General features: G+C 71.3%; 6 protein-coding genes (1 of these 6 only partly in view). 4 read left to right on the forward strand and 2 right to left on the reverse strand.

Features of this window, described 5'->3' with window-relative positions:
• On the forward strand, window positions 1-19811 hold the 3' portion of the coding sequence (locus tag AB0H54_RS04590; RefSeq protein WP_357342705.1) for a non-ribosomal peptide synthase/polyketide synthase. Its footprint begins 23875 nt before the window's first position; only the last 19811 of its 43686 coding nucleotides appear in the window; its start codon lies off the left edge, out of view; the stop codon is at window positions 19809-19811.
• Window positions 19812-20005: 194 nt separating this feature from the next.
• On the forward strand, window positions 20006-21130 hold the full coding sequence (locus AB0H54_RS04595; RefSeq protein WP_357342707.1) for an ATP-grasp domain-containing protein: 1125 nt from the start codon (window positions 20006-20008) through the stop codon (window positions 21128-21130).
• A 41-nt stretch (window positions 21131-21171) separates the two neighbouring features.
• Here the strand turns inward: AB0H54_RS04595 and AB0H54_RS04600 are convergent, their stop codons facing one another.
• Window positions 21172-21813 (reverse strand): TetR/AcrR family transcriptional regulator C-terminal domain-containing protein, encoded by a 642-nt coding sequence (locus AB0H54_RS04600; protein WP_357342709.1) that lies wholly within the window; start codon window positions 21811-21813, stop codon window positions 21172-21174.
• Between the two features lie 92 nt (window positions 21814-21905).
• Here AB0H54_RS04600 and AB0H54_RS04605 point away from each other — a divergent pair, with 92 nt between their 5' ends.
• On the forward strand, window positions 21906-22904 hold the full coding sequence (locus AB0H54_RS04605; RefSeq protein WP_357342711.1) for an NAD(P)-dependent alcohol dehydrogenase: 999 nt from the start codon (window positions 21906-21908) through the stop codon (window positions 22902-22904).
• Between the two features lie 10 nt (window positions 22905-22914).
• On the opposite strand, the gene AB0H54_RS04610 is transcribed toward AB0H54_RS04605, so the two are convergent.
• Complete coding sequence (locus AB0H54_RS04610; RefSeq protein WP_357342713.1) at window positions 22915-24048, reverse strand: GDSL-type esterase/lipase family protein; 1134 nt, start codon at window positions 24046-24048, stop codon at window positions 22915-22917.
• Window positions 24049-24154: 106 nt separating this feature from the next.
• On the opposite strand from AB0H54_RS04610, the gene AB0H54_RS04615 reads away from it, so the two are divergent.
• Complete coding sequence (locus AB0H54_RS04615) at window positions 24155-24637, forward strand: MarR family transcriptional regulator (protein WP_357342715.1); 483 nt, start codon at window positions 24155-24157, stop codon at window positions 24635-24637.
• Window positions 24638-24640 lie beyond the last annotated feature (3 nt).

The raw sequence follows: 24640 nt of genomic DNA on the forward strand, positions 1-24640 counted from the left end.
CCCTGGCCGCGCGCGCCGAGACGCACTCCGGCACGGACCGCCGCGCCGCCCTGGTCCCGCAGCAGCGCCCCGAGCGGGTGCCGCTGTCGCTGGCCCAGCAGCGCATGTGGTTCCTCAACCGCTTCGACCCCGAGTCCGCGGTGGACAACATCCCGGCCGCCGTGCGGCTGTCGGGTCTGCTCGACCGGCAGGCGCTGCAGGTGGCCGTGGCCGACGTGCTCGCCCGCCACGAGTCGCTGCGCACCTACTACCCGGAGGTCGCGGGCGCTGCCCACCAGGTGATCGTGCCGACCGGCAAGGTCATCCCCGACCTCGCGCCGATCGAAACCACGGGTGCCGAACTGCCGCAGCGCCTTTCGGCGCTGGTGCTGACCGCCTTCGACGTCACCGCCGAGGTGCCGTTCCGCGCCGCCCTGTTCGAGATCAGCCCCACCGAACACGTGCTCGCCCTGGTCGTGCACCACATCTCGGCCGACGGCTTCTCCATGGGCCCGCTGACCCGCGACGTGATGACCGCCTACAGCGCCCGCGTCGAAGGCGCGGAGCCGGCCTGGCGTCCGCTCGAGGTGCAGTACGCCGACTTCGCGCTCTGGCAGCGCGCCGTGCTCGGCGACGAGGACGACGCCGAATCCGTGATCGCCCAGCAGATCTCGTTCTGGGGCGAGCGCCTGCGCGGCCTGCCCGAGCAGCTGGACCTGCCCGCCGATCGGCCGCGCCCCGCGGTCGCCAGCGGTCGCGGCGCCACGCACACCTTCGAGATCGACGCCGACACCCACGCGGCGCTGGCCGAGCTGGCCCGCAGCCGGGGCGCGACGCTGTTCATGGTCGCCCACGCGGCGCTGGCCCTGCTGCTCTCGCGGCTGTCCGGTGAGCACGACATCGCCATCGGCACCCCGATCGCGGGCCGTGGCGAGCGCGCCCTCGACGACCTGATCGGCATGTTCGTCAACACCCTGGTGCTGCGCACCGAGGTCGACGGCGACGCGAGCTTCACCGACCTGCTCGGCGAGGTCCGCGCGAGCGACATCGCGGCCTTCGGTCACGCCGATCTGCCCTTCGAGCGCCTGGTCGAGATCATCAACCCGGCCCGCTCGCAGGCGCGGCACCCGCTGTTCCAGGTCATGCTGGCCTTCCAGAACACCGCCCAGGCGAGCCTGGAGCTGCCCGGCTTGACGGTCAGCGGCGTCGAGCTGCCGATCGACGTGGCCAAGTTCGACCTGAACGTGGTGCTCACCGAGAAGCCTGCCGATTCCCCCTCGGGCATCGTCGCCGAGCTGATCTACGCCACCGACCTGTTCGACGCGGCCACCATGGACCGCTTCGGCACCCGCTTCGCCCGCCTGCTCGCCGCGATCGCGGCCACGCCGGATCGGGCCGTCGGCGACCTCGAACTGCTCGACACCACCGAGAACGCGCTGGCGGTGCTCGGCTGGAACGACACCGAGCGCGCGCTGCCCGGCGCGGGCTCCCTGGTCGACGAATTCGCCCGCCAGGCCGCCGCCACCCCGACCGCGGTCGCGATCGTCGACCCGGCCACCGGCGCGAGCCTGACCTACGCCGAATTCGCCGCGCGCGTGCACCGGTTGGCGCATCGCCTGATCGAGGCTGGCGTCGGCCCGGAGACCCTGGTCGCGCTCGGCCTGCGCCGCAGCATCGACCTGGTGGTCGCCGCCTACGCGGTGCAGGAAGCGGGCGGCGGCTACGTGCCGCTCGACCTCGACCAGCCCGCCGACCGCATCGCCTACGTGCTGGAGACCGCCGCCCCCAAGGTCGTCCTCACCACGGCGCGTGACGGTTTCGACGCGGGCGAGCTGCCGACGCTGGCCATCGACAGCGTCGAGCTGGCGGCCTACGCCGACGCCCCGGTCACCGATGCCGAGCGCATCGCGCCGCTGCGTCCGCAGCATCCGGCCTACGTCATCTTCACCTCCGGTTCGACCGGTCGGCCCAAGGGCGTCGCGGTGTCGCACGCCGCTGTCGTCAACCAGATCCGCTGGATCACCGGCGAATACGGCATCGGCGCCGACGACGTGGTGCTGTTCAAGACCCCGGCGACCTTCGACGTGTCGGTGTGGGAGCTGTTCGGCCCGCTCAGCACCGGCGGCCGGCTCGTCGTGGCGAGCCCGGACGGTCACCGCGACCCGCAGTACCTCGCCGATGTCATCGCGGCGCAGCGCGTCACGATGACCTCGTTCGTGCCGTCGATGCTCACCGTTTTCGCAGGCAGCATCGATGCCGCCGCTGTCGCGGGCGGAGCTCTGTCCTCGCTGCGCGCGCTGCTGATCGCCGGTGAGGCCTTCACCGGAGACGCGGTCGCCGCACTGCGCAAGGTGAGCGACGCGGCCCTGTTCAACCTGTACGGCCCCACCGAGTTCACCGTGCACGCGACGCACGGCCAGGTCGCCGAGCGGGTCGACGGTGCCGTCCCGATCGGCGCGCCGGTCTGGAATTCGCAGGCCTACGTGCTGGATTCGCGGCTGCACCCGGTCGCCGCCGGGGTCGCCGGTGAGCTGTACCTGGCCGGCGCGCAGCTGGCGCGCGGCTACTTCGGCCGCGCCGATCTGACCGCCGACCGCTTCGTCGCCGACCCGTTCGGCACCGACGGTCAGCGCATGTACCGCACCGGTGACCTGGTGCGCCGCGACGAGCAGGGTGTCATCACCTACCTCGGCCGCACCGACTTCCAGGTCAAGCTGCGCGGTCTGCGCATCGAGCTCGGCGAGATCGAGGCCGCGCTCACCGCGCACGAGAGCGTCGGGCAGTCGGTCGTGGTCGTCCGCTCGGATGCCCGCACGGGTGACCAGCTCGTCGGCTACGTCGTGCCCGCCGCCGGTGCTACCACCGAGATCGACGCGCTGCGTGCGCATCTGGCCGCGCAGCTGCCGTCGTACATGGTCCCGGCCGCGTTCGTCGTGCTCGACGAGATGCCGCTGAGCGCCAACGGCAAGCTGGATCGCCGGGCGCTGCCCGATCCGGTGTTCGAGGCGCGCGAGTTCCGCGCGCCGAGCACGCCGATCGAGGAGATCGTCGCCGCCACCTTCGCCGAGGTGCTCGGCCTGTCCGGGGACCGGGCCGTCGGCCTGGACGACGACTTCTTCGACCTGGGCGGCAACTCGCTGATCGCCACCCAGGTGGTCGCCCGCCTCGGCGCCGCGCTCGACACCCGCGTCCCCGTGCGCGTGCTGTTCGAGGCGCCGTCGGTCGCCGCGCTGGCCGCCAAGGTGGAATCGCACGCGGGCAGCGGCAGCCGCCGCGAGCTCGTCGCCGGGCCGCGGCCGGAGCAGATCCCGCTCTCGCTGGCCCAGCAGCGCATGTGGTTCCTCAACCGCTTCGACAGCGCGACCGGGGTCAACAACATCCCGCTCGCCGTCCGCCTGACCGGTGACCTCGACATCGACGCCCTGCGCCAGGCCGTCGCCGACGTGGTCGACCGGCACGAGGTGCTGCGCACCGTCTACCCCGAGACCGCCGAGGGCCAGGGCGTGCAGGTCGTGCTGCCCGCGGGCCAGGTGCCGATCGCGCTCACCCCGATCACGGTCGGCGAGGACGAGATCCGCGACCGGATCAGCGAACTGGTGCTGGCCGGGTTCGACGTCACCGCCGAGGTGCCGGTGCGCGCCGCGCTGCTGCGCGTCGCCGGGTCCATGGACGGTTCCCACCCCGACACCCACGTGCTCGTCTTCGTCGTGCACCACATCTCCGGCGACGGCTGGTCGGTGCGCCCGCTGGCCCGCGACGTGATGATCGCCTACGCCGCGCGCTCGCGCGGTGAGGCGCCGGGCTGGGCGCCGCTGCCGGTGCAGTACGCCGACTTCGCGCTGTGGCAGCGCGAGACCCTCGGCGCCGAGGACGACGCGTCCTCGATGATCGCCCAGCAGGTCGCGTACTGGTCGCAGCACCTGGCCGGCCTGCCCGATCAGCTGGACCTGCCCGCCGACCGGCCGCGTCCGGCCGTGGCCTCCAACCGCGGTGGCGTGCACGAGTTCTCGATCGACCCGACGCTGGCGGCGAGCCTGAACGCGCTGGCCCGCGAACATGGCGCCAGCCTCTTCATGGTCGTGCACGCCGCCTTCGCGGCGCTGCTGGCCCGCCTGTCCGGCAACGACGACATCGCCATCGGCACCGCTGTCGCCGGTCGTGGTGAAGCGGTTCTCGACGACGCGATCGGCATGTTCGTCAACACGCTGGTGCTGCGCAGCGCGGTCGACCCGGCCCAGCCGTTCACCGCCCTGCTCGCGCAGACCAGGGAGAGCGACCTGGCCGCCTTCGGCCACGCCGACCTGCCGTTCGAGCGCCTGGTGGAGATCCTCAACCCGGCCCGCTCGCAGGCGCGTCACCCGCTGTTCCAGGTGATGCTGTCGTTCCAGAACACCGGTGAGGCGGCCTTCGAGCTGCCCGGCCTCGAGGTCGCCGGCGTGCCGCTGGACGTGGTCACCGCCAAGTTCGATCTGCACCTGAACCTGGCCGACCGGCATCGCGCGGACGGTTCCGCCGACGGCATGCTCGCCGAATTCGCCTACGCCACCGACATGTTCGACGCCGACACCATCGCCGCGCTCGCGCAGCGCCTGGTGCGGATGCTGACCGCGGTCGTCGCGGCGCCCGAGCGCGCCATCGGCGAGGTCGACCTGCTGGCCCCGGCCGAATACCGCCAGGTGGTCACCGGCTGGAACGCCACCGCGCACCCGGTCGACCAGGCCGCGACGCTGGTGTCGATGTTCGAGGCGCAGGCCCTGACCAGCCCGAACGCGACCGCCCTCACCTTCGAAGGGACGAGTCTGTCCTACGGCGAGTTCGCCGCGAAGGTGAACCGCCTGGCCCGGCACCTGATCGCCCAGGGCGTCGGCCCGGACACCATGGTCGCGCTCGGCATGCGCCGCTCGCTCGACCTGGTGATCGGCATGTACGCGGTGAGCGTGGCCGGTGGCGCGTACGTGCCGCTCGACCCCGACCACCCGGCCGAGCGCACCCACTACGTGCTCGAGACCGCCGCCCCGGTGTGCGTGCTGACCACGGCCGCCGACGAATTCGACGCGGGCACCACCACCGCGCTGCACATCGAGAGCCTGGACCTGACGGGTTACTCCGCCGCGCCGGTCACCGATGCCGAGCGCAGCGCGCCGCTGCGGCCGGAGAACACCGCGTACGTGATCTTCACGTCGGGCTCGACCGGTCGCCCGAAGGGTGTCGCGGTCAGCCACGGCGCGATCGTCAACCGACTGGTGTGGATGCAGGCCGCCTACCGCCTCACCGCGTCCGACGTGGTTTTGCAGAAGACGCCTGCCACCTTCGACGTGTCGGTGTGGGAGTTCTTCTGGCCCTTGCAGATCGGCGCCCGCCTCGTCGTCGCCAAGCCCGACGGTCATCGTGACCCGGCCTACCTGGCCGCGATCATCGATGCCGAGGGCGTCACCACCGCGCACTTCGTGCCGTCGATGATGTCGGTGTTCGTGGCCGAGCTGGCCGAGACCGCCGCCGTGGCCCTGGCCGACGGCACCGCCACCGCCAGCAGCCTGCGCCTGGTCTTCGCCTCCGGTGAGGCGCTGCCCGCGCCGACCGCCCAGCGCCTGCGCGCGCTCACCGGCGCGGCCCTGCACAACCTGTACGGCCCCACCGAGGCCGCGGTCGACGTCACCTTCCACGAGGTCACCGACGCCGACACCACCTCGGTGCCGATCGGCGCCCCGGTCTTCAACACCCAGGTGTACGTGCTGGATTCGCGCCTGCACCCGGTGCCCGTCGGCGTGCCCGGCGAGCTGTACCTGGCCGGTGTCCAGCTGGCGCGCGGCTATGTCGCCCGCCCGGACCTGACCGCGGACCGCTTCGTCGCCGACCCGTTCGGTGCCGACGGTGCGCGCATGTACCGCACCGGTGACCTCGTCACCTGGACCGCCGACGGTGAGCTGGAGTACCTGGGCCGCACCGACTTCCAGGTGAAGCTGCGCGGCCTGCGGATCGAGCTGGGTGAGATCGAGTCTGCGCTCACCGCGCTGCCGCAGATCGCCCAGTCGGTGGTTGTTGTCCGTTCCGACGAGCGGCTGGGCGACCAGCTGGTCGGCTATGTGATCCCGGCCGCGGGGGCGAGCGTCGACCTCGACGCCGTGCGCACCGAACTCGGCGGCGCGCTGCCGGGCTACATGGTGCCGACCGCGTACGTGATCCTGGACGCCTTCCCGCTCAACGCCTCCGGCAAGCTCGATCGCAAGGCGCTGCCCGCGCCGGTGTTCGAGGCCAAGGTGTTCCGCGCGCCCTCGACCCCGATCGAGGAGATCGTGGCGGGCACCTTCGGCGACGTGCTCGGGGTGACCCGGGTCGGCGCCGACGACGACTTCTTCGAACTCGGCGGCAACTCGCTGCTGGCCACCCAGGTCACCGCCCGCATCGGCGCGGCCCTGGACACCCAGCTCTCGGTGCGCGACCTGTTCGAGGCGTCCACCGTGTCCGCGCTCGCCGCCCGCGCCGAGCACAACGCGGGCTCCGGCCGCGCCCGCCCGCGCCTGACGGCGGGGGAGCGGCCCGCGATCATCCCGCTCTCGCCCGCCCAGCAGCGCTACTGGTTCCTCAACCAGTTCGACACCTCGACCTCGGCCGTGGACAACATCCCGCTGGCCGTCCGCCTCACCGGCGAGCTCGACGTGCCCGCGCTCGAGCAGGCCATCGGCGACGTGTTCGCCCGGCACGAGATGCTGCGCACCACCTACCCGCGCTCGGCCGACGGCCCGCACCAGGTGATCCTGCCGATCGCGCAGAGCCGCGCCGTGGTGCACCACATCGCCGTCGCCGAGGCCGACCTGCTCGGCACCGTCATCGAATTCGCGATGACCACCTTCGACGTCACCGAAGAGGTGCCGCTCAAGGTCGCGCTGTTCGAGCTGTCGGCCACCGACCACGTGCTCGCGTTCACCGTGCACCACGTCTCCGCCGACGGCTCGTCGATGGGCCCGCTGGCCCGCGACATCATGGCCGCCTACGTGGCCCGCGTGCAGGGTGAGGCCCCGCAGTGGGCGCCGCTGCCGGTGCAGTACGCCGACTACGCGCTGTGGCAGCGCGAGGTCCTCGGCGACGAGAGCGATCCGGAATCGCTGGCCGCCAAGCAGGTCGCGTACTGGAGCAAGGCCCTCGCGGGTCTGCCCGACCAGCTCGAACTGCCCGCCGACCGGCCGCGCCCGCCCGCGCAGTCGTTCCAGGGCAAGGCGATCCGCTTCGAGATCGACCCGGAGCGCCACGCCGCGCTGCACGACCTGGCCAGGGCCAACAACGCCTCGCTGTTCATGGTCGTGCACGCCGCCCTCGCGGTGCTGCTCGCGCGCCTGTCCGGCACCGACGACATCGCCGTCGGCACGCCGATCGCGGGCCGTGGCGAGCGCGAGCTCGACGACCTGATCGGCATGTTCGTCAACACCCTGGTGTTCCGGACCGCCGTCGACTCCGGCGCCACCTTCGCCGAACTGCTCGCCGACGTGCGCGAACGCGACCTGGAGGCCTTCGCCAACGCCGACGTGCCGTTCGAGCGCCTGGTCGAGGTGCTCAACCCGGTGCGCTCGACCGCGCGCAACCCGCTGTTCCAGGTGGGCCTGTCGTTCCAGAACCTGGCCGACACCACCTTCGAACTGCCCGGCCTGACCGTCAGCGCCGTCGACTACGACTCGCAGCTGGCCAAGACCGACCTGCACGTCACCCTCTACGACCGCTACACCGACGACGGCGCACCGGCCCAGCTGGTCACCGAATTCGGTTACGCCATCGACCTGTTCGACGAGGCGACGGTCCAGAGCTTCGCCGACCGCTTCCTGCTGGTGCTCGACGCCGTCGCCGCCGACGCGTCGGTGCCGGTCGGCGACATCGACCTGCTCGCCGCGCCGGAAACCGAGCGGATCGTCACCGCGTGGAACGACACCGCGCACACTGTCGACACCGACGCCACCCTGGTGTCGCTGCTCGACGCGACCGTGGCCGCGACCCCCGATGCGGTGGCGCTGGTCGTCGACGAGACCGATGGTCGCCGTGAGCTGACCTACGCCGAGCTCGATGCCGAGGTGAACCGTCTTGCCCGGCACCTGATCTCGCTGGGTATCGGCACCGAGGACCGGGTGGCCCTGGCCATCCGCCGTTCCGCCGAGCTGATCATCGCGATGTACGCGGTGGCCCGCACGGGCGCTGCCTACGTACCGATCGACCCGGACCAGCCTGCCGAGCGCACCGACTACATCCTGGAGACGGCCGCGCCCGCGGTCGTGCTGACCACCGCGAGCGCCGAATTCAACACGGCGGCGGCCGAAGTGGTCGTCCTCGACGAGCTCGACCTGAGCGCCGTCAGCCCGGCCACGATCACCGAGCGCCGTGGCGCCCTGGTGCCCGCGAACACCGCGTACGTGATCTTCACGTCCGGCTCGACCGGCAAGCCCAAGGGCGTGGCGGTCTCGCACGGCGCGATCGTCAACCAGTTGCTGTGGGAGACGGCCGAATTCGGCCTCGGCGCCGATGACGCGATCCTGCTCAAGACGGCCGCCACCTTCGACCTCTCGGTCTGGGAGTTCTGGACGGCCGCCGTCGCCGGTGGCCGCCTGGTGGTGGCGACCGCCGACGGGCACCGCGACCCGGCCTACCTCAACGACCTGATGCGCGGCACCGGCGTCACCACGCTGCACGTGGTGCCGTCGATGCTCGACGCGCTGCTCACCGAATCCGGTGCCGCGCTGCCGCGCACGCTGCGCCGGGTGCTCGCCATCGGTGAGGCGCTGCCCGCGTCCACCGCCCAGCGCTTCCGCACCGCCAACACCGCCGCACTGTTCAACCTGTACGGCCCGACCGAGGCCGCGGTCTCGATCACCAGCCACGCGGTCACCGACGCCGACCAGGTGTCGGTGTCGATCGGCGCGCCGGAGTGGAACAGCCGTGTCTACGTGCTGGATTCGCGCCTGCGGCCGGTGCCGGTGGGTGTCTCCGGTGAGCTCTACCTGGCCGGCGCGCAGCTGGCCCGCGGCTACTACGGTCGCGCCGATCTCACCGCCGACCGCTTCGTCGCCGACCCGTTCTCCGCGCTCGGCGAGCGCATGTACCGCACCGGTGACCTGGTGGCCTGGAACGCCGACGGCGAACTGGACTACCGGGGCCGCACCGACTTCCAGGTGAAGATCCGCGGCTTCCGCATCGAGCTCGGCGAGATCGAGGCCGCGCTGCTGCGGCAGGACGGCATCACCTCGGCCGCCGTGCTCGCGCACACCGATCCCGTCGTCGGTGACCGCCTGGTCGCCTACGTCGTGACCGGTGCGGAGTTCGACAAGCTGGCCCTGCGCACCGCGCTGGCCGCCGAGCTGCCGTCGTACATGGTCCCGACCGTGTTCCTGCGGCTCGACGCCCTGCCGCTGAACGCCAACGGCAAGCTCGACCGCAAGGCCCTGCCGGAGCCCGAGGTCGAGAAGGCCGTGTTCCGCGCGCCGGTCAGCCCGAGCGAGCAGCTCGTGGCGGCCACCTTCGCCGAGGTCCTGCGCCTGGGTGCCGACAAGCGCTTCGGTCTCGACGACGACTTCTTCGCCTGGGGCGGTAACTCGCTGCTGGCCACGCAGGTCGCCGCGCGCCTCGGCGAGGCGCTGAACACCCGCATCCCCGTGCGCCTGCTGTTCGAGGCGTCCACGGTGTCCGCACTGGCCCAGCGGGTCGAGCAGCACGCCGAGACCGGTGATCGCAAGGCGCTCACCGCCGCTCCGCGCCCCGAGCACATCCCGCTCTCGCTCGCGCAGCAGCGCATGTGGTTCCTCAACCGCTTCGACACCCAGTCGGCGGCCTACAACGTGCCGGTCGCGGTCCGCCTCACCGGCGACCTCGACGTGGCCGCGCTGCGGGCCGCGATCACCGACCTGGTGTCGCGCCACGAGATCCTGCGCACCGTCTACCCGCAGACCGACGCCGGTGCGGCGCAGGTGATCCTGTCGCCCGCGCAGGCCGCGCCGGACCTGCTGGAACGCACCGTCGCCGCCGACGAGGTGGAAACGGCGGTGGCGGAACTGATGTCGACGATCTTCGACGTCACCGTCGAGGTGCCGCTGAAGGTCGCCCTGTTCCGCGTGGCAGGCACCGACGAGTTCGTGCTCGCCATGGTCGTGCACCACATCTCCGGTGACGGCTCCTCGGTCGCCCCGCTGACCCGCGATCTGATGACCGCTTACGCGGCTCGCTCCACCGGCCAGGAGCCGGGCTGGGCCCCGCTGGCCGTGCAGTACGCGGACTACAGCATCTGGCAGCGCGAACTGCTCGGCAGCGAGGACGATCCGGACTCGATGGCGGCCAAGCAGGTCGCGCACTGGAAGCAGGCCCTGGCCGAGCTGCCCGATCAGCTCGACCTGCCCGCCGACCGCCCGCGTCCGGCCGTGCAGACCTTCGCGGGCAGCAAGGTCGACGTCCGGATCGACGCCGACACCCACCGCGCGCTGGTCGAGCTGGCCCGCGCCGAGGGCGCGACGCTGTTCATGGTCGTGCACACCGCCCTCGCGGTGCTGCTGGCCCGCCTGTCGGGCACCGACGACATCGCCATCGGCACCCCGATGGCCGGTCGTGGCGAGGCCGCCCTCGACGACATGATCGGCATGTTCGTCAACACCCTGGTGTTCCGCACCAAGGTCGACGGCGGCGAGGCGTTCACCGAGCTGCTGGCCCGCCAGCGCGAGGACGACATCGCGGCGTTCGCCAATGCCGACGTGCCGTTCGAGCGCTTGGTCGAGGTCCTCAACCCGGTCCGCTCCACCGCGCGGCACCCGCTGTTCCAGGTGGGCCTGTCGTTCCAGAACCTGACCCGCGCCACCCTGGAACTGCCGGGCCTGACGGTGTCCGGACTCGACATCGACTCCCAGCTGTCGCAGTTCGACCTGCACCTGATCGCCACCGACCGCTACGGCGACGCCGGTGAGCCCGAAGGCATTTCGGGCATCTTCACCTACGCCACCGATCTGTTCGACCACGCCACGGTCGAGGGCTTCGTCGAGCGATTCGTCCGCCTGCTCGGCGCGATCGTCGCCACCCCGCGCACCGCGGTCGGCGACATCGAACTGCTGGCACCGGCCGAGCGGACCCGGATCCTGGACACCCGCAACGCCACCGGCTACCGGGTCGACACCGCGGCCACCCTGGTCTCGCTGCTCGACGCGACCGTGGCGGCCGACCCGAAGGCGACCGCCCTGGTCACCGACGACGGCGCCCAGCTGACCTACGCCGAACTCGACGCCAAGGTGAATCGCCTGGCGCGGCACCTGATCTCGCTCGGCGTCGGCCCGGAGGCCCGCGTCGCGCTGGCGCTGCGCCGCTCGGTGGATCTGATCGTCGCCATGTACGCCGTCGCCAAGTCCGGTGGCGCGTACGTGCCCGTCGACCCGGATCAGGCGGCCGAGCGCACGAACTACATCCTCGAGACGGCGGCACCGGTCTGCGTGCTGACCAACGCCGAGGCCGAGTTCGACACCGCGGTCGCGCCGCTGGTGCGCATCGACGAGCTCGATCTCGAAAACGTCGGCGCCGCACCGGTGTCCGACGCGGAGCGCACCGAGCCGCTGCGTCCGGAGCACACCGCGTACGTGATCTTCACGTCCGGTTCGACCGGTCGCCCGAAGGGTGTCGCGGTGCCGCACGGCGCCATCGCCAACCAGCTGCAGTGGAAGCTGATCGAATTCGGCATGGACGCCGCCGACGCGGTGCTGCTCAAGACCGCCGCGACCTTCGACCTCTCGGTCTGGGAGTTCTGGTCGGCCGCCGTCTGCGGTGGCCGCCTGGTGATCGCCTCGGCCGACGGCCATCGCGATCCGGCGTACCTGAACGAGCTGATGGCGAACGAGTGGGTCACCACGCTGCACGTGGTGCCGTCGATGCTCGACGCGCTGCTGGCCGCGGGCATGCCCGATTCGCTGTGGCGGATTCTCGCCATCGGTGAGGCGCTGCCCGGTTCGCTGGCGCAGCGGGTCCGCACCGCGTTCCCGCGCACCGAGCTGTTCAACCTGTACGGCCCCACCGAGGCCGCGGTCTCGATCACCTCGCATCGGGTGAACGCCGCCGACCAGGGTTCGGTCTCCATCGGTGGGCCCGAGTGGAACAGCCAGGTGTACGTGCTCGACGCGCGACTGCGTCCGGTGCCGGACGGCGTCGCGGGTGAGCTGTACCTCGCCGGCGCGCAGCTGGCGCGCGGCTACTTCGGCCGCCCCGACCTGACCGCCGACCGTTTCGTGGCCAACCCGTTCACCCCCGGTACCCGCATGTACCGCACCGGTGACCTGGTGGCCTGGCACAACGGTGAGCTCGACTACCGCGGCCGCACCGACTTCCAGGTGAAGATCCGCGGCTTCCGCATCGAGCTCGGCGAGATCGAGGCCGCGCTGCTGGCGCTGCCCGAGATCGCGCAGGCCGCCGTCATCGCGAAGTCCGACCCGCGCACCGGCGATCGCCTGGTGGCGTACCTGGTTGGTACGGATGTGGATGTGGCGCAGGTGAAGTCGACGCTGGCCGCCGGGCTGCCGTCGTACATGGTGCCCGCCGCGTTCGTCGTGCTGGACGCGCTGCCGCTGAACGTCAACGGCAAGCTCGATCGAAAGGCGCTGCCGGAGCCGGAGTTCGAGGCCCAGGCGTTCCGCGCGCCGTCCACCCCGATCGAGGAGATCGTGGCGGGCGTGTTCGCGGACGTGCTCGGCGCCGAGCGCGTCGGCGCCGACGACGACTTCTTCGCCCTCGGCGGCAACTCGCTGCTGGCCACCCAGGTCGCGGCCCGCCTCGGCGCCGCCCTGGACAGCCGGGTGCCCGTGCGCCTGCTGTTCGAGGCGTCGACCGTCGCCGGGCTCGCGGTGAAGGTGGAGCAGGGCGCCGGTGCCGGTGGACGGCGCGCGCTGGTCGCCGGGCCGCGTCCGGCGCAGGTGCCGCTGTCGCTCGCGCAGCAGCGCATGTGGTTCCTGAACCAGTTCGACACCAGCTCCGCGGTGAACAACATTCCGGTCGCCGTCCGCCTGACGGGCGCGCTCGATGTCGAGGCGCTCCAGCTCGCGGTCGCCGACGTGCTGGCCAGGCACGAGACCCTGCGCACGGTGTACCCGTCGACCGACGGCACCCCGCACCAGGTGATCCTGCCGGTCGAGGGCAATGTCCCGGATCTGACGCCGGAAACCGTTGCCCCCGACCAGGTCCGCGACAAGATCGCCGCGCTGATCTCCACCGGCTTCGACGTGCTCGACGAAGTCCCGCTGCGCGCGAAGCTCATGCGCGTCGCTGTATCCGATGGCGATGCGCCCGAGGGCCCTGCCTGGTCACGCTCCGCTACCGCCTCCGGGCCCGCCGGACGCATCGCAGCCGAGGAGTACGTGCTCGTCTTCGTCGCCCACCACATCAGCGCCGACGGCTGGTCGATGGCCCCGCTGACCCGCGACGTCATGGTGGCCTACGCCGCCCGCGCCACGGGTGAGCGTCCGGGCTGGGCACCGCTGCCGGTGCAGTACGCCGACTTCAGCGTCTGGCAGCGCGAGGTGCTCGGCTCCGAAGCCGACGAGACCAGCCTGATCTCCCAGCAGGCCGACTACTGGAAGCGCGCGCTCGCCGGTGTCCCCGACGAGCTGAACCTGCCGCTGGACCGGCCGCGTCCGAGCACGCAGTCCTTCGCCGGTGGCCGGGTGCTGTTCCCGATCGGCACCGAGATCCACGCCGGACTCTCGGCCATCGCCCGCGAGCAGAACGCGACGCTGTTCATGGTCGTGCACACCGCCCTCGCGGTGTTCCTGGCACGCATGTCGGGCACCGAGGACATCGTCATCGGCACCCCGATCGCCGGCCGTGGCGAGGCCGAACTCGACGACGTCATCGGCATGTTCGTCAACACCCTGGCCCTGCGCACCCAGGTCGGCGCCCAGCTCACCTTCCGCGAGCTGCTGACCCAGGCCAAGGAAGCCGACCTGGCCGCGTTCGCGCACGCCGACATCCCGTTCGAGCGCCTGGTGGAACTGCTCAACCCCGAGCGCTCCACCGCGCGGCACCCGCTGTTCCAGGTGGCGCTGTCGTTCGAGAACCTGCCCGACGCCGGCTTCGAACTGCCGGGCCTGTCGGTCTCGGCCGTCGACTTCGACGTCGACACCGCCAAGTTCGACCTGCTGCTCACCGTGCGTGAGGCGCAGGCCGGCGACGCGGCGGGCGCCTACGCCGAGTTCTCCTACGCCAGTGACCTGTTCGATCAGTCGACGGTCGAGACGTTCGCGCAGCGCTTCCAGCGGCTGCTCGCCGAGGTCGTCGCCGACACCACCACCCCGGTCGGCGATCTCGAACTCCTCGACGGCACCGAGCGCACCGAACTGCTCACCCGCACCGGCGGTCCCGCCGCGTCGACGAGCACGCTGCCCGAACTGCTGGCCCAGGCCGTGGCGGCCAACCCGACCGGTCAGGCCATCGTCGCCCCCGGCGCAGCGGCCGACACCGGACTGCTCGGCGCACTCCTCGCGACGGAGCCGGGCGACCTTCGCTCGCTGACCTACGCCGAGCTGGACGCGGCCTCCTCGCGCCTGGCGCGGGTGCTCATCGAGCGCGGTGCCGCACCGGAGACGGTCGTGGCCATCGCCATGCAGCGCTCGCTCGAGACGACCTTGGCCATCTGGGCCGTGGTCAAGTCGGGCGCGGCGTTCCTGCCGGTCGACCCGAAGTATCCGGCCGAGCGCATCGCGCACATGATGTCGGATTCGGGTGCGGCACTGGGCATCACGATGTCGTCCGAGGTCGATCATCTGCCCGCGCCCGCACTGGGCGATTGGCTGGTCCTCGACGACGCGGCGCTGCACACCGAGCTCGCCGAACAGTCCGCAGCGCCGATCACCGACGCGGATCGCCACGGCGCCGTCCGGTCCGGCAGCACGGCCTACATGATCTACACCTCGGGCTCGACCGGCCTGCCCAAGGGCGTCGTCGTGAGCCACACCGGTGTGGCCAACTTCGCCGCCGCCCAGGTGGCGCAGTTCGGCCTCGACACGGACGCGCGCACGCTGGCGTTCGCGTCGCCGTCGTTCGACGCGTCGATCCTCGAGTTCCTGCTCGCGGTCGGCTCGGCGGGCACCCTCGTGATCACGCCGGTCGGCGTGGTCGGCGGCGAGGAGCTGGCCGAGATCATCGTGGGCGAGCGGCTGACCCACGTGTTCCTCACCCCGCTGGTCGCGGCGTCGATGGAACCCGCGGCGCTGGCCGGACTGGAGGCGCTGATCGTCGGTGGCGACAAGGCCCCCGTCGACCTGGTGGCGAACTGGCACAGCGCGGGCACCGATCCGGCGCAGCACCGGTTCTACAACGCCTACGGCCCGACCGAGGCGACCATCGCGACCAACCTGTCCGACCCGCTGCTGCCCGGCGACACCATGAACATCGGTGGCCCGATCGCGGGCGCCACCGTGTTCGTGCTCGACAATCGCCTGCGCCCGGTCCCCGAGGGCGTGGCCGGTGAGCTGTACCTGGGCGGCGTCGCGCTGGCCCGCGGCTACCACGCGCGTCCCGGCTTGACGGCCGAGCGTTTCGTGGCCAACCCGTACGCCGAGGGCGAGCGGCTGTACCGCACCGGTGACGTCGTCGCCTGGCGCACCGTCAACGGCAAGGCCGTCGTGGAGTACGTGGGCCGCAACGACTTCCAGGTGAAGATCCGTGGCTTCCGCATCGAACTGGGCGAGATCGACGCGGTCCTCACCGCGCACGGCGACGTCGAGTTCGCCGCCACCATCGGCCGCACCACCGACGCGGGCGCCACCATCCTGGTGTCCTACGTCCGGGCGACCCCCGGCGCGGCCGCCGACCCGGCCGAGCTGGTCGAGTACGCGGCGCAGCAGCTGCCCGCGCACATGGTGCCCGCCGCCGTCATGGTGCTCGACGAGATCCCGCTGACCCCCGCGGGCAAGCTGGATCGTCGCGCGCTGCCCGAGCCGGTGCTCGCCCCGCGCGAGTTCCGCACGCCGACCAGCGAGGTCGAGGCGATCATCGCCACCGTCTTCGCCGAGGTGCTCGGCGTCGACGCCGTCGGCCTGGACGACTCGTTCTTCGCCCTCGGCGGTGACTCGATCCTGTCCATCCAGCTGGTCTCGCGGGCCAAGGACCGCGGCGTGCTGTTCAAGCCGCGCGACGTGTTCGAGAAGCGCAGCGTGGCCGGGCTGGCCGAGATCGCCGTGCTCGCGGGCGACGCCGACCAGATCGTGCTCGAGGAGCTGCCGGGCGGCGGTGTCGGTGACATCCCGATGCTGCCGATCATGCGCCAGATCCTGAGCAGCGGCTCCACCTACGACCGGTTCTCCCAGTCGATGGTGCTGCGCCTGCCGGAGAACCTCACCGACGAGGTCCTGCACGCGACCATCGGCGCGGTCTTCGACCACCACGACGTGCTGCGTTCGCGGGTGGCCGAGGATGCCGAGAAGGGCTGGGTCTTTGAGGCTTTGGCGCCCGGCGAGGTCGACGTGGCCGCGCTGGTGCGGCGCGTCGAGGTGGCCGGTGAGGTCACCGACGAGCAGCTGTCCAAGCAGGCTTCGGTCGAATACGACGAGGCCATGGGCCGACTCGATCCGGCGAACGCCGCCATGGTGCAGTTCGTCTGGTTCGCCTTCGGCGAGAACCCCGACGGCCCGCGCCGTCGCGACGCGCTGCTCATCGTCGGCCACCACTTCGTGATCGACGGTGTCTCCTGGCGCATCCTGATCCCGGACCTCGGCATGGCCTGGGGCCAGATCGCGGCCGGTCAGCCGGTCGCGCTGCCCGCCAACGGCACCTCCATGCGGCGCTGGGCGCACAGCCTGGTCGAGCAGTCGACCGATCGCCGCGCGGAACTGCCGTTCTGGCGCGAGGTCTCGGCCACGACCGATCCGCGCCTGGGCGCGCGGGCGTTCGACCCGCGGGTCGACACCTTCGCCACCGTCGACCGGGTGCAGGTCACCCTGTCGCCGGAGGTCACCGACGCGGTGCTCACGGCCATCCCCGGCCTGTACCACGGCGGTGTCAACGACGGTCTGCTCACCGCGCTCGCCCTGGCCGTATCGCGGTGGCGCGGTGACGAATCCGGGACCGCGGCGCTGATCAAGCTGGAGGGCCACGGCCGCCAGGAGGAGATCGTCGCCGGTGCCGACCTCTCGCGCACCGTCGGCTGGTTCACCACCGCGTTCCCGGTCCGCCTGGATCTGGCCGGTGCCGATCTCGACGACGCCTTCGCCGGCGGCGCCGTGCTCGGCGAGGTGATCAAGTCGGTCAAGGAGCAGATGCTGGCCGTGCCCGACAAGGGCATCGGCTACGGCATGCTGAAGTACCTGACCACCGAGGGCGCCGATCTGCCGTCCGTCGGCCAGATCAGCTTCAACTACCTCGGTCGCGCGACGGCGGGCGAGATCCCCGCCGAGCTCGCCGAACTCGGCTGGGTGCCGGTGGCCGACCTGGGCCAGCTCGACGCCGAGATGGACCTGGACATGCCCGCCAACGCGACGCTGGACATCAACGCCATCGTCAACGACGGCGACGAGGGCCCGCAGCTGGGCGCGAACATCGCGTTCCCGACCGGGCTGCTCACCGCCGACCAGGCCCAGGAGTTCGCCGACCTGTTCGTGGCCGCGCTCACCGCGCTGGCCACCCACGCGCAGCGCGCCGACGCGGGCGGTTTCACCCCGTCCGACATGCCGCTGGTGCGGGTGGAGCAGTCCGATATCGAGCTGTGGGAAGGCACCTACCCGGCGCTGTCGGAGATCTGGCCGCTCTCGCCGCTGCAGGCGGGCCTGATGTTCCACGCCATGCTCAGCTCGGCGACCGTCGACGTCTACACCGTGCAGGCCGTCCTCGACCTGACCGGCACGCTCGACACCGAGCGGCTGCGGCGCGCGGCCCAGGCCGTGCTCGACCGGTACCCGAACCTGCGGACCGCGTTCGTCACCGACTCGGCCGGTCAGCCGGTGCAGGTCGTGATGTCGGAGCTCGAGGTCCCGTGGCGCGAGGTCGACCTGACCGACCTGCCGGAGGCCGAGCGCCTGCCGCGCATGCAGCAGCTGCTGGTCGCCGACCGGGCCAACCAGTTCGACATGGCGACGGCCCCGCTGATCCGCTTCGGCCTGTACAAGACCGACGAGGGCGTGTCCCACCTGGCGATCACGGTGCACCACATCCTGATCGACGGCTGGTCCATGCCGCTGCTCATGCGCGACCTGCTGGTCCTCTACGCGGTGCACGGTGACCTCACCGCGCTGCCGCGGGTGGCCTCCTACCGCAACTTCCTGTCCTTCCTCTCGGGCTGGGATCGTGAGGTGTCGCTGGGGGTCTGGGCCGAGGCGCTGGCCGGGGTCGAGGGCCCCACCCAGCTGGCGCCCGCGCCGCGCACCGAGGAGCGCTACGAGCTGGGCAAGGTCATCGTCGAGATCGACGCCGACCGCACCAGGGCGCTCGGCAAGTTCGCCGGTGAACTCGGCGTCACCGTGAACACGCTGCTGCAGACCGCGTGGGGCATCGTCGTCGGCCGCCTCACCGGCCGTGACGACGTGGTGTTCGGCGCGACCGTGTCCGGCCGCCCGGCCGAGCTGCCCGGTGTCGAGTCGATGGTCGGCCTGTTCATCAACACCCTGCCGGTGCGGATCCAGATCGACGACCGGATCAGCGCGGAGGAGCTGACCAAGCGGGTGCAGGCCGAGCAGGCCGACCTGCTCAGCCACCACTACGTCGGGCTGTCCGACATCCAGCGGGTGGCCGGCGCGGGTGCCGCGTTCGACACGCTGCTGGTGTTCGAGTCGTACCCGATGGACAAGGACGCCGTCACCGCGGCGAGCTCGATCGACGGCATGCAGGTCACCGGTGTCGGCCTCGACGACGCCACCCACTACCCGCTCACGCTGGTGGTGATGGCCGAGGCCACCATCGAGATCACCATGCGCTACCTGCGCAGCACCTACACCGAGGACGAGGTCCGCACGCTGTCCGCGCGACTGCTGCGGGTCCTCGACGAGTTGCTCGACAACCCGACCGGCCTGGTCGGCGACATCGACATCCTCGACGCGGGTGAACGCGCCCAGTTGCTCGCCGAATCCGGTGTGACCGCGGCGGTCTCGGCCCCCGTCGGCACGGCCGGTGTCGGCGCGCAGACGGTCGCCAAGGTGCTCGCCGAGGTCGTCGAAGCGGACCCGCAGGCCCCCGCTCTGCTCCGCGGCGACAGCGAGATCGCCTACAGCGCACTGGATCGCAAGTCCTCGCAGCTGGCCCGCGTGCTCATCGCGCGCGGTGCGGGCCCCGGCGACATCGTCGCGATCTCGCTGCCGCGCAGCGTGGATTCCGTCCTCGCCGCCTGGGCCATCCAGAAGGCCGGGGCCGCGGTCCTGTTCGCCGGCGAGCTGTCCGGCGTCGAGATCGCCGCGACCGGTGCGGCCTACGGCATCAGCGACGCCCCCGTCGCCGGTGCCGCGGGCGACTGGCTGATCCTGCCCGACGTGGAAGCCGAGATCGCCGCCGCCGCGGCGCATCCCGTCTCCTACGCCGACCGGGTCCGCCCGCTGTCGGAGGACCACCCCGCCTTCGTCCTGGCCACCGCCGGTGCGATCTCGACGCTCACCCAGAGCGCCGCGCTCGCCCTCGCCGAGTCCCTGCGCGACACCCACGGCGTCGACTACGAAGGCACCACCTTCACCACCCACGCCTCCGGCCCGGCGGCCGTCCAGGAATTCCTGGTCTCCGCCACCGCGGGCGCCCTGTCGGTCCTCCCCGACGGCCCGGTCGCCGACGACCTGACCGACGGCGAGGTCACCCACTGGTTCGTCGCCCCCGGCGACCCGACCGACGCGGCCGACGGCGACATCACGGTGATCGTCGCCGAGTAGCCCCACGCTGCTCGCCTACCCTGTTTCCCCTGGTAGGCGAGCAGCACCAGCACTCCACGGGCGACCGCCAGCCCGGTGCGCTGCTCCCGCGCTAGCGTCCGCTGATCCGTTCGCTCCCGCCGCGCACCCCCGTGATATCCGGGGCGTGACGTGCTGTCTTTCGTTCCGAAATGCTCGCGACGCGGAACCGGGATATGGTCCGGGTTCGCTACGGGAACGGGAAGGGAGCGGTTGCCATAACGCTTCGGATTTGGCTGAGCAGTGCGGGCGCGGCGACTGTTCAAGTGATGCGGTTACTGCGCGAGAACCCCGACGGTGTGGATGTCACCGTCTATGCCAGCAATGTGGATCCGAGTGCGGCTGCCCTCTCGGTGTGCGATGTATCGGCGATCGAACCTCGGTATGTCGGCAACGAGGAATACGCGCAGTTCGCGCTCGACTTCTGTCGGACGCACCGGATCGATGTCCTCATCCCGCCCCGGCGCCTGGACGCGCTCGCGGGCCGGGCCGCGGACTTCGCCGCGATCGGCACCAGTCTCATGTGTTCGCCGCCCGCGGCGGTGCGGGCGCTGACCAGCAAGGTCCGCACCTACGAGAGTGCCGGGGCGGCGGGCATTCCCGTGCCGCCGTGGCGGGAGGCCACCGACGCCGACGAGTTCTACGCCGCCGTCGACGAGCTCTCGCGCGGCGGGGAAACGCTGTGCATCAAGCCCAGCGGCGAGTATTCGGCGTTCGGCTTCCGCATTCTCGACGACCGCCCGCTGACCCTGGCCAGCCTGCGGGTGGCGCCGCGCCCCGTCGCCTCGGTCGAGGCGGTGGCGGGTGCCTTGCGCCGCGCGGCGGAGGAGGGCGAATCCGTGCCCCCGCTGCTCGTCATGCCGTTCCTCGAGGGCCCGGAGATCAGCATCGACTGCCTCTCGGCGCCGGGAGGTGAACTCCTGGTGGGCATTCCGCGCGCCAAACAGGGGCGCTTCCGCATGCTCCTGGACGACCCCGAGGTCGTCGACATCGCCCGCCGCCTGGTCCGCCATTTCGAACTGGCCTACCTGACCAACGTGCAATTGCGCTACCGGGCCGGACAGCCCGTCCTGCTCGAAGCCAACCCCCGCCCCTCGGCGGGCCTGTTCCACACCGCCTTCGCCGACATCAACCTCCCGTGGGCCGCTGTCCGGCTGCTCCTGGAACGGGATACCGGCTTGCGGCGCCCGCCACGCCTCGGCGCCTGCCTCGCCGTCGCCGAAGCGGTCATGGAGGTCACGCCTCACGCGGATCAGGCGCCCGACGGGCTTCGCCGGAGCGCCGACCTGGTTCCGGGCTGATCGAGCCACCCGATCGCGCGGCGTTCGGAAACGCTGACGTCCTAGGTGGGCCGGAGCAACTGTTCCAGCCCACCTAGGAGCAGATCGAGCCCGAAGGTGAAATCGGCGATACCGGAATGGGTTCCGTCGATGACGAGCGCGGCCAGGGCGTGCATGTGGGGGTGTGTCTCGAGGGGGATGAGAGGCAGGAATCGCTCTGCCGCCGAAGCGTATTCGGCGGGGTCGAGGGGGAAGTTGATGGCTTGCAGGGTGAAGCCGTAGATGTGGCTGTCGAGGGCGTTCCACGCGCGGTCGGCCTGCTCGTAGCTGAAGCCCGCGGTGATCAGGCAGGCCAGGGTGGCGTCGATGTAGCGGAGCATGGCGGGGCCGACATTGACCCGGGAACCGAGCAGGCCGGTGGCCCAGCGGTGCCGGAGCAGGACCTCGTGCGCCGAGGTCGCGCGGTGGCGTAGCTCGGCCCGCCAGTCGCCGTCGGCGCGGGGGACGTAGATCTCGGCGACGACCAGGTCGACGATGCCGTCGAGCAGGTCCTCCTTGTTGGCGACGTGGTTGTACAGCGACATCGCCTCCACACCGACCGCCTTGGCGAGCTTGCGCATCGACAGTGCGTCCAGGCCCTCCTGATCGGCGAGGTCGATCGCGGCGCGCAGGACTCGTTCCCTGGTCAACGGGGTGCGTGGCATGCGGCTCCTGACTCGTTCCTTGACCCACTTACGGCGTAAGCGTACCGTCTGAACCATCAGGCTTACGCTGTAAGTGCGAAATGAGGGACGGCATGACCGAGGTGGATACGGCGTCGATGACCGCGTGGGTGGCTCCCCGGTACGGCGGGAGCGAGGTGCTGCGGACCGAGATCGTGCCGCGCCCGGTGGCGGGTCCGCGCGAGGTGGTGGTCCGGGTGCGGGCGGCTTCGCTGTGCAGCGGGGACCTGCACCTGCTCACCGGGACCCCATATCTGCTGCGGCTCGGGTTCGGGCTGCGCAGGCCCAAGCATCGGATGATCGGGCAGAACCTCGCGGGCGAGGTGGTCGGAGTCGGCGAGCTGGTCACCGAATTCCAGGTGGGTGACCGGGTTTTCGGTGTCGTGCCGAGTGGCGCCTTCGCCGAATACGCGACCGCCGATGTCGATGCGATCGCCACCGTGCCCGCCGCGATGAGTATGGAAGAGGCCGCGGCGATACCGGATTCGGGCATGACGGCCCTGCAGGGTCTGCGCGACATCGGTGAAGTCGCACCGGGACACCGGGTTCTGATCAATGGCGCGTCCGGCGGGGTCGGCAGTTTCGCGGTACAGATCGCGAAGGCGCTCGGGGCGCACGTGACCGCGGTGTGCAGTACCCGGCACCGCGAGATGGTGCGCGGTATCGGCGCGGATGTCGTGATCGATTACACCGCGGAGGATTTCACCGACACGGACGTGCCGTACGACGTGCTCTTCGATCTGGCGGGCAACCGCGGACTCCGCGAATGCCGCCGGGTGCTGACGGCGGATGGCGTGTTCATCTCCTCCGCCGCCGCACCCGGCGACAACTGGTTCGGCCCCGTGCGCTGGCTCGGCGAGGTCGTCCTGACCGACCTGTTCGTCCGTCAGACGCTGAAAGCGCTGCTCATGCGCCCCGCGGCGGCCGACCTGCGATATCTCGCGGGCCTAGCCGCCGACGGAGCGCTGCGCCCGGTGATCGAGCGCCGCCTGCCGCTGTCGGACGCGGCGGCCGCCGTCGAGATCTTCGCGCGGGGGCACGCCTCGGGGAAGACCGTCCTCACCACACCGTGAGAGCGGGCGCTCAGGCGCCGGTGAACAGCGCGGTCAGGTCGAGCGTGTGCGCCATGGCCGCGGCGCCCGCGTCGTTGAGGTGCATGCCGTCGCCACTGTCGAACTCGGGGCGGAGGAAGTCGGGCCGCTCCGGGTCGGCCACCGCGCGGTCGACATCGAAGACCGAGTCGAAGAGATCGGTGGTCCGCAGCCAGTCGTTGACAGCGTGCCGGGTCGGCTGGGTTTCCAGCAGCGGCATGCCGGGGAAGACGCAGCCGGCGTAGGGGCCGATGGTGGCGACGTGCACGCGCAGACCGGCCGCGTGCACGCGCTCGGCGAGCTCGGTGAAACCGGCGATCAGCTGCTCGGTGGTGGCGGAGGGCTGGCCGCCCATTGCGCCGAGGATCAGGTCGTTGATGCCGAAGTTCACCAGGATGTCGGTGACGCCGGGCACCTGGATGGCGTCGGAATCCAGACGCGCCAAGCCGGATTCGCCGATCTCGCGCGCGGTGAGCCGATTGCCCGCGATGCCGTTGTTGACCACCCAGCCCCGGGTCAGGCGCTCGTTGACGACGTCGACGGAACGGCGATTGGCGCTGAGTGTGGTGCCGACACCTTCGAACCAGGAGTCGCCGAACGCCACGGCGATCGGGGGCTGCGCCGCGCCGAGTACGTCGACACCGGTGACGAAGAATCGGAACGGAACCTCCTGCGCGCCGGGCAGTTCCACGTCGGCGGTGCGGTCGCCCGCCGCGAGGTAGGCGATCTCGCCGGGCTGGTGGGAGAAGGTGGCCTGGCCGGTCGGTCCGGGGAGGTACAGGCTGAGCAGCAGGTCGTCACCCGCGGCGACGGCCAGGTCGAGCGGATCGCTCACCAGCTCGGCGCCGGGCTCGATGACCGTGATCGGCGCGCCGCCGAAGCGAACCTCGACGTCGGCGGTGATCGCCGAACCTTCCTTGCGCGCGGCCAGGCGCGCGCCGCCGATCATCAGCGGCGTCGACCCGTACCGGTTGGACAGGCGGACCCGCACCGCGTCGCCGCCGCCCGCCATGTGCAGCACCTGCCGCACCGTCTCGTCGCTGAACGACCGCGATTCGGCGAGCTTGATCTGCTCGTCCGGGCTGATGACACCCGACCGGAACCCGGCGACCCACGTCTGCTGCATGACCACTCCATTAGTTGCTGCGAGGAATATTGCGTAGACATAGATCTACTCCTAAGTATTCCTCGTGTCAACTATCCGCATGGCAAGCATCGGCTAGGGTGGTCTCATGCACGAACTGTTCGACGACCCCCGGTTGACCATCTCCGGCCTGCTCTTCGAGGCCAACAGTGGGCTGATCGCGAAGGTCGAACCGACCTGGCACGCGCACGGCCTCTCCGGCCTCGACCTCAACGCCCTCATGCGCCTGAGCCGCTCACCGAACCGCCGCCTGCGCATGTCCGACCTGGCCACCCAGACGGACCTGTCGACCAGCGGCGTCACCCGCCTGGTCGACCGTCTGGCCAAGGCGGGCCTCGTCGAACGGCAACTCGATCCCACCGACCGCCGCAGTGCCTACGCGGCCCTGACCTCGGCGGGGGCGAGCCGCCTCGAAGAAGTCCTCCCGGACTACCTCGACGCACTGGAGACTTGGCTCACCGGCCTGCTCACCCCGGACCAGCTCGACGGGCTGGTCACCGGCCTGCGCATCATCCGCGATGCCACCAACCCCTCGGCCACGGCCATCGCCGACCAGCCGCCCCGGACCTGAGCC

Origin of the sequence: Nocardia sp. NPDC050718 (genome assembly GCF_040654235.1) — a bacterium.
GTDB lineage: Bacteria > Actinomycetota > Actinomycetes > Mycobacteriales > Mycobacteriaceae > Nocardia.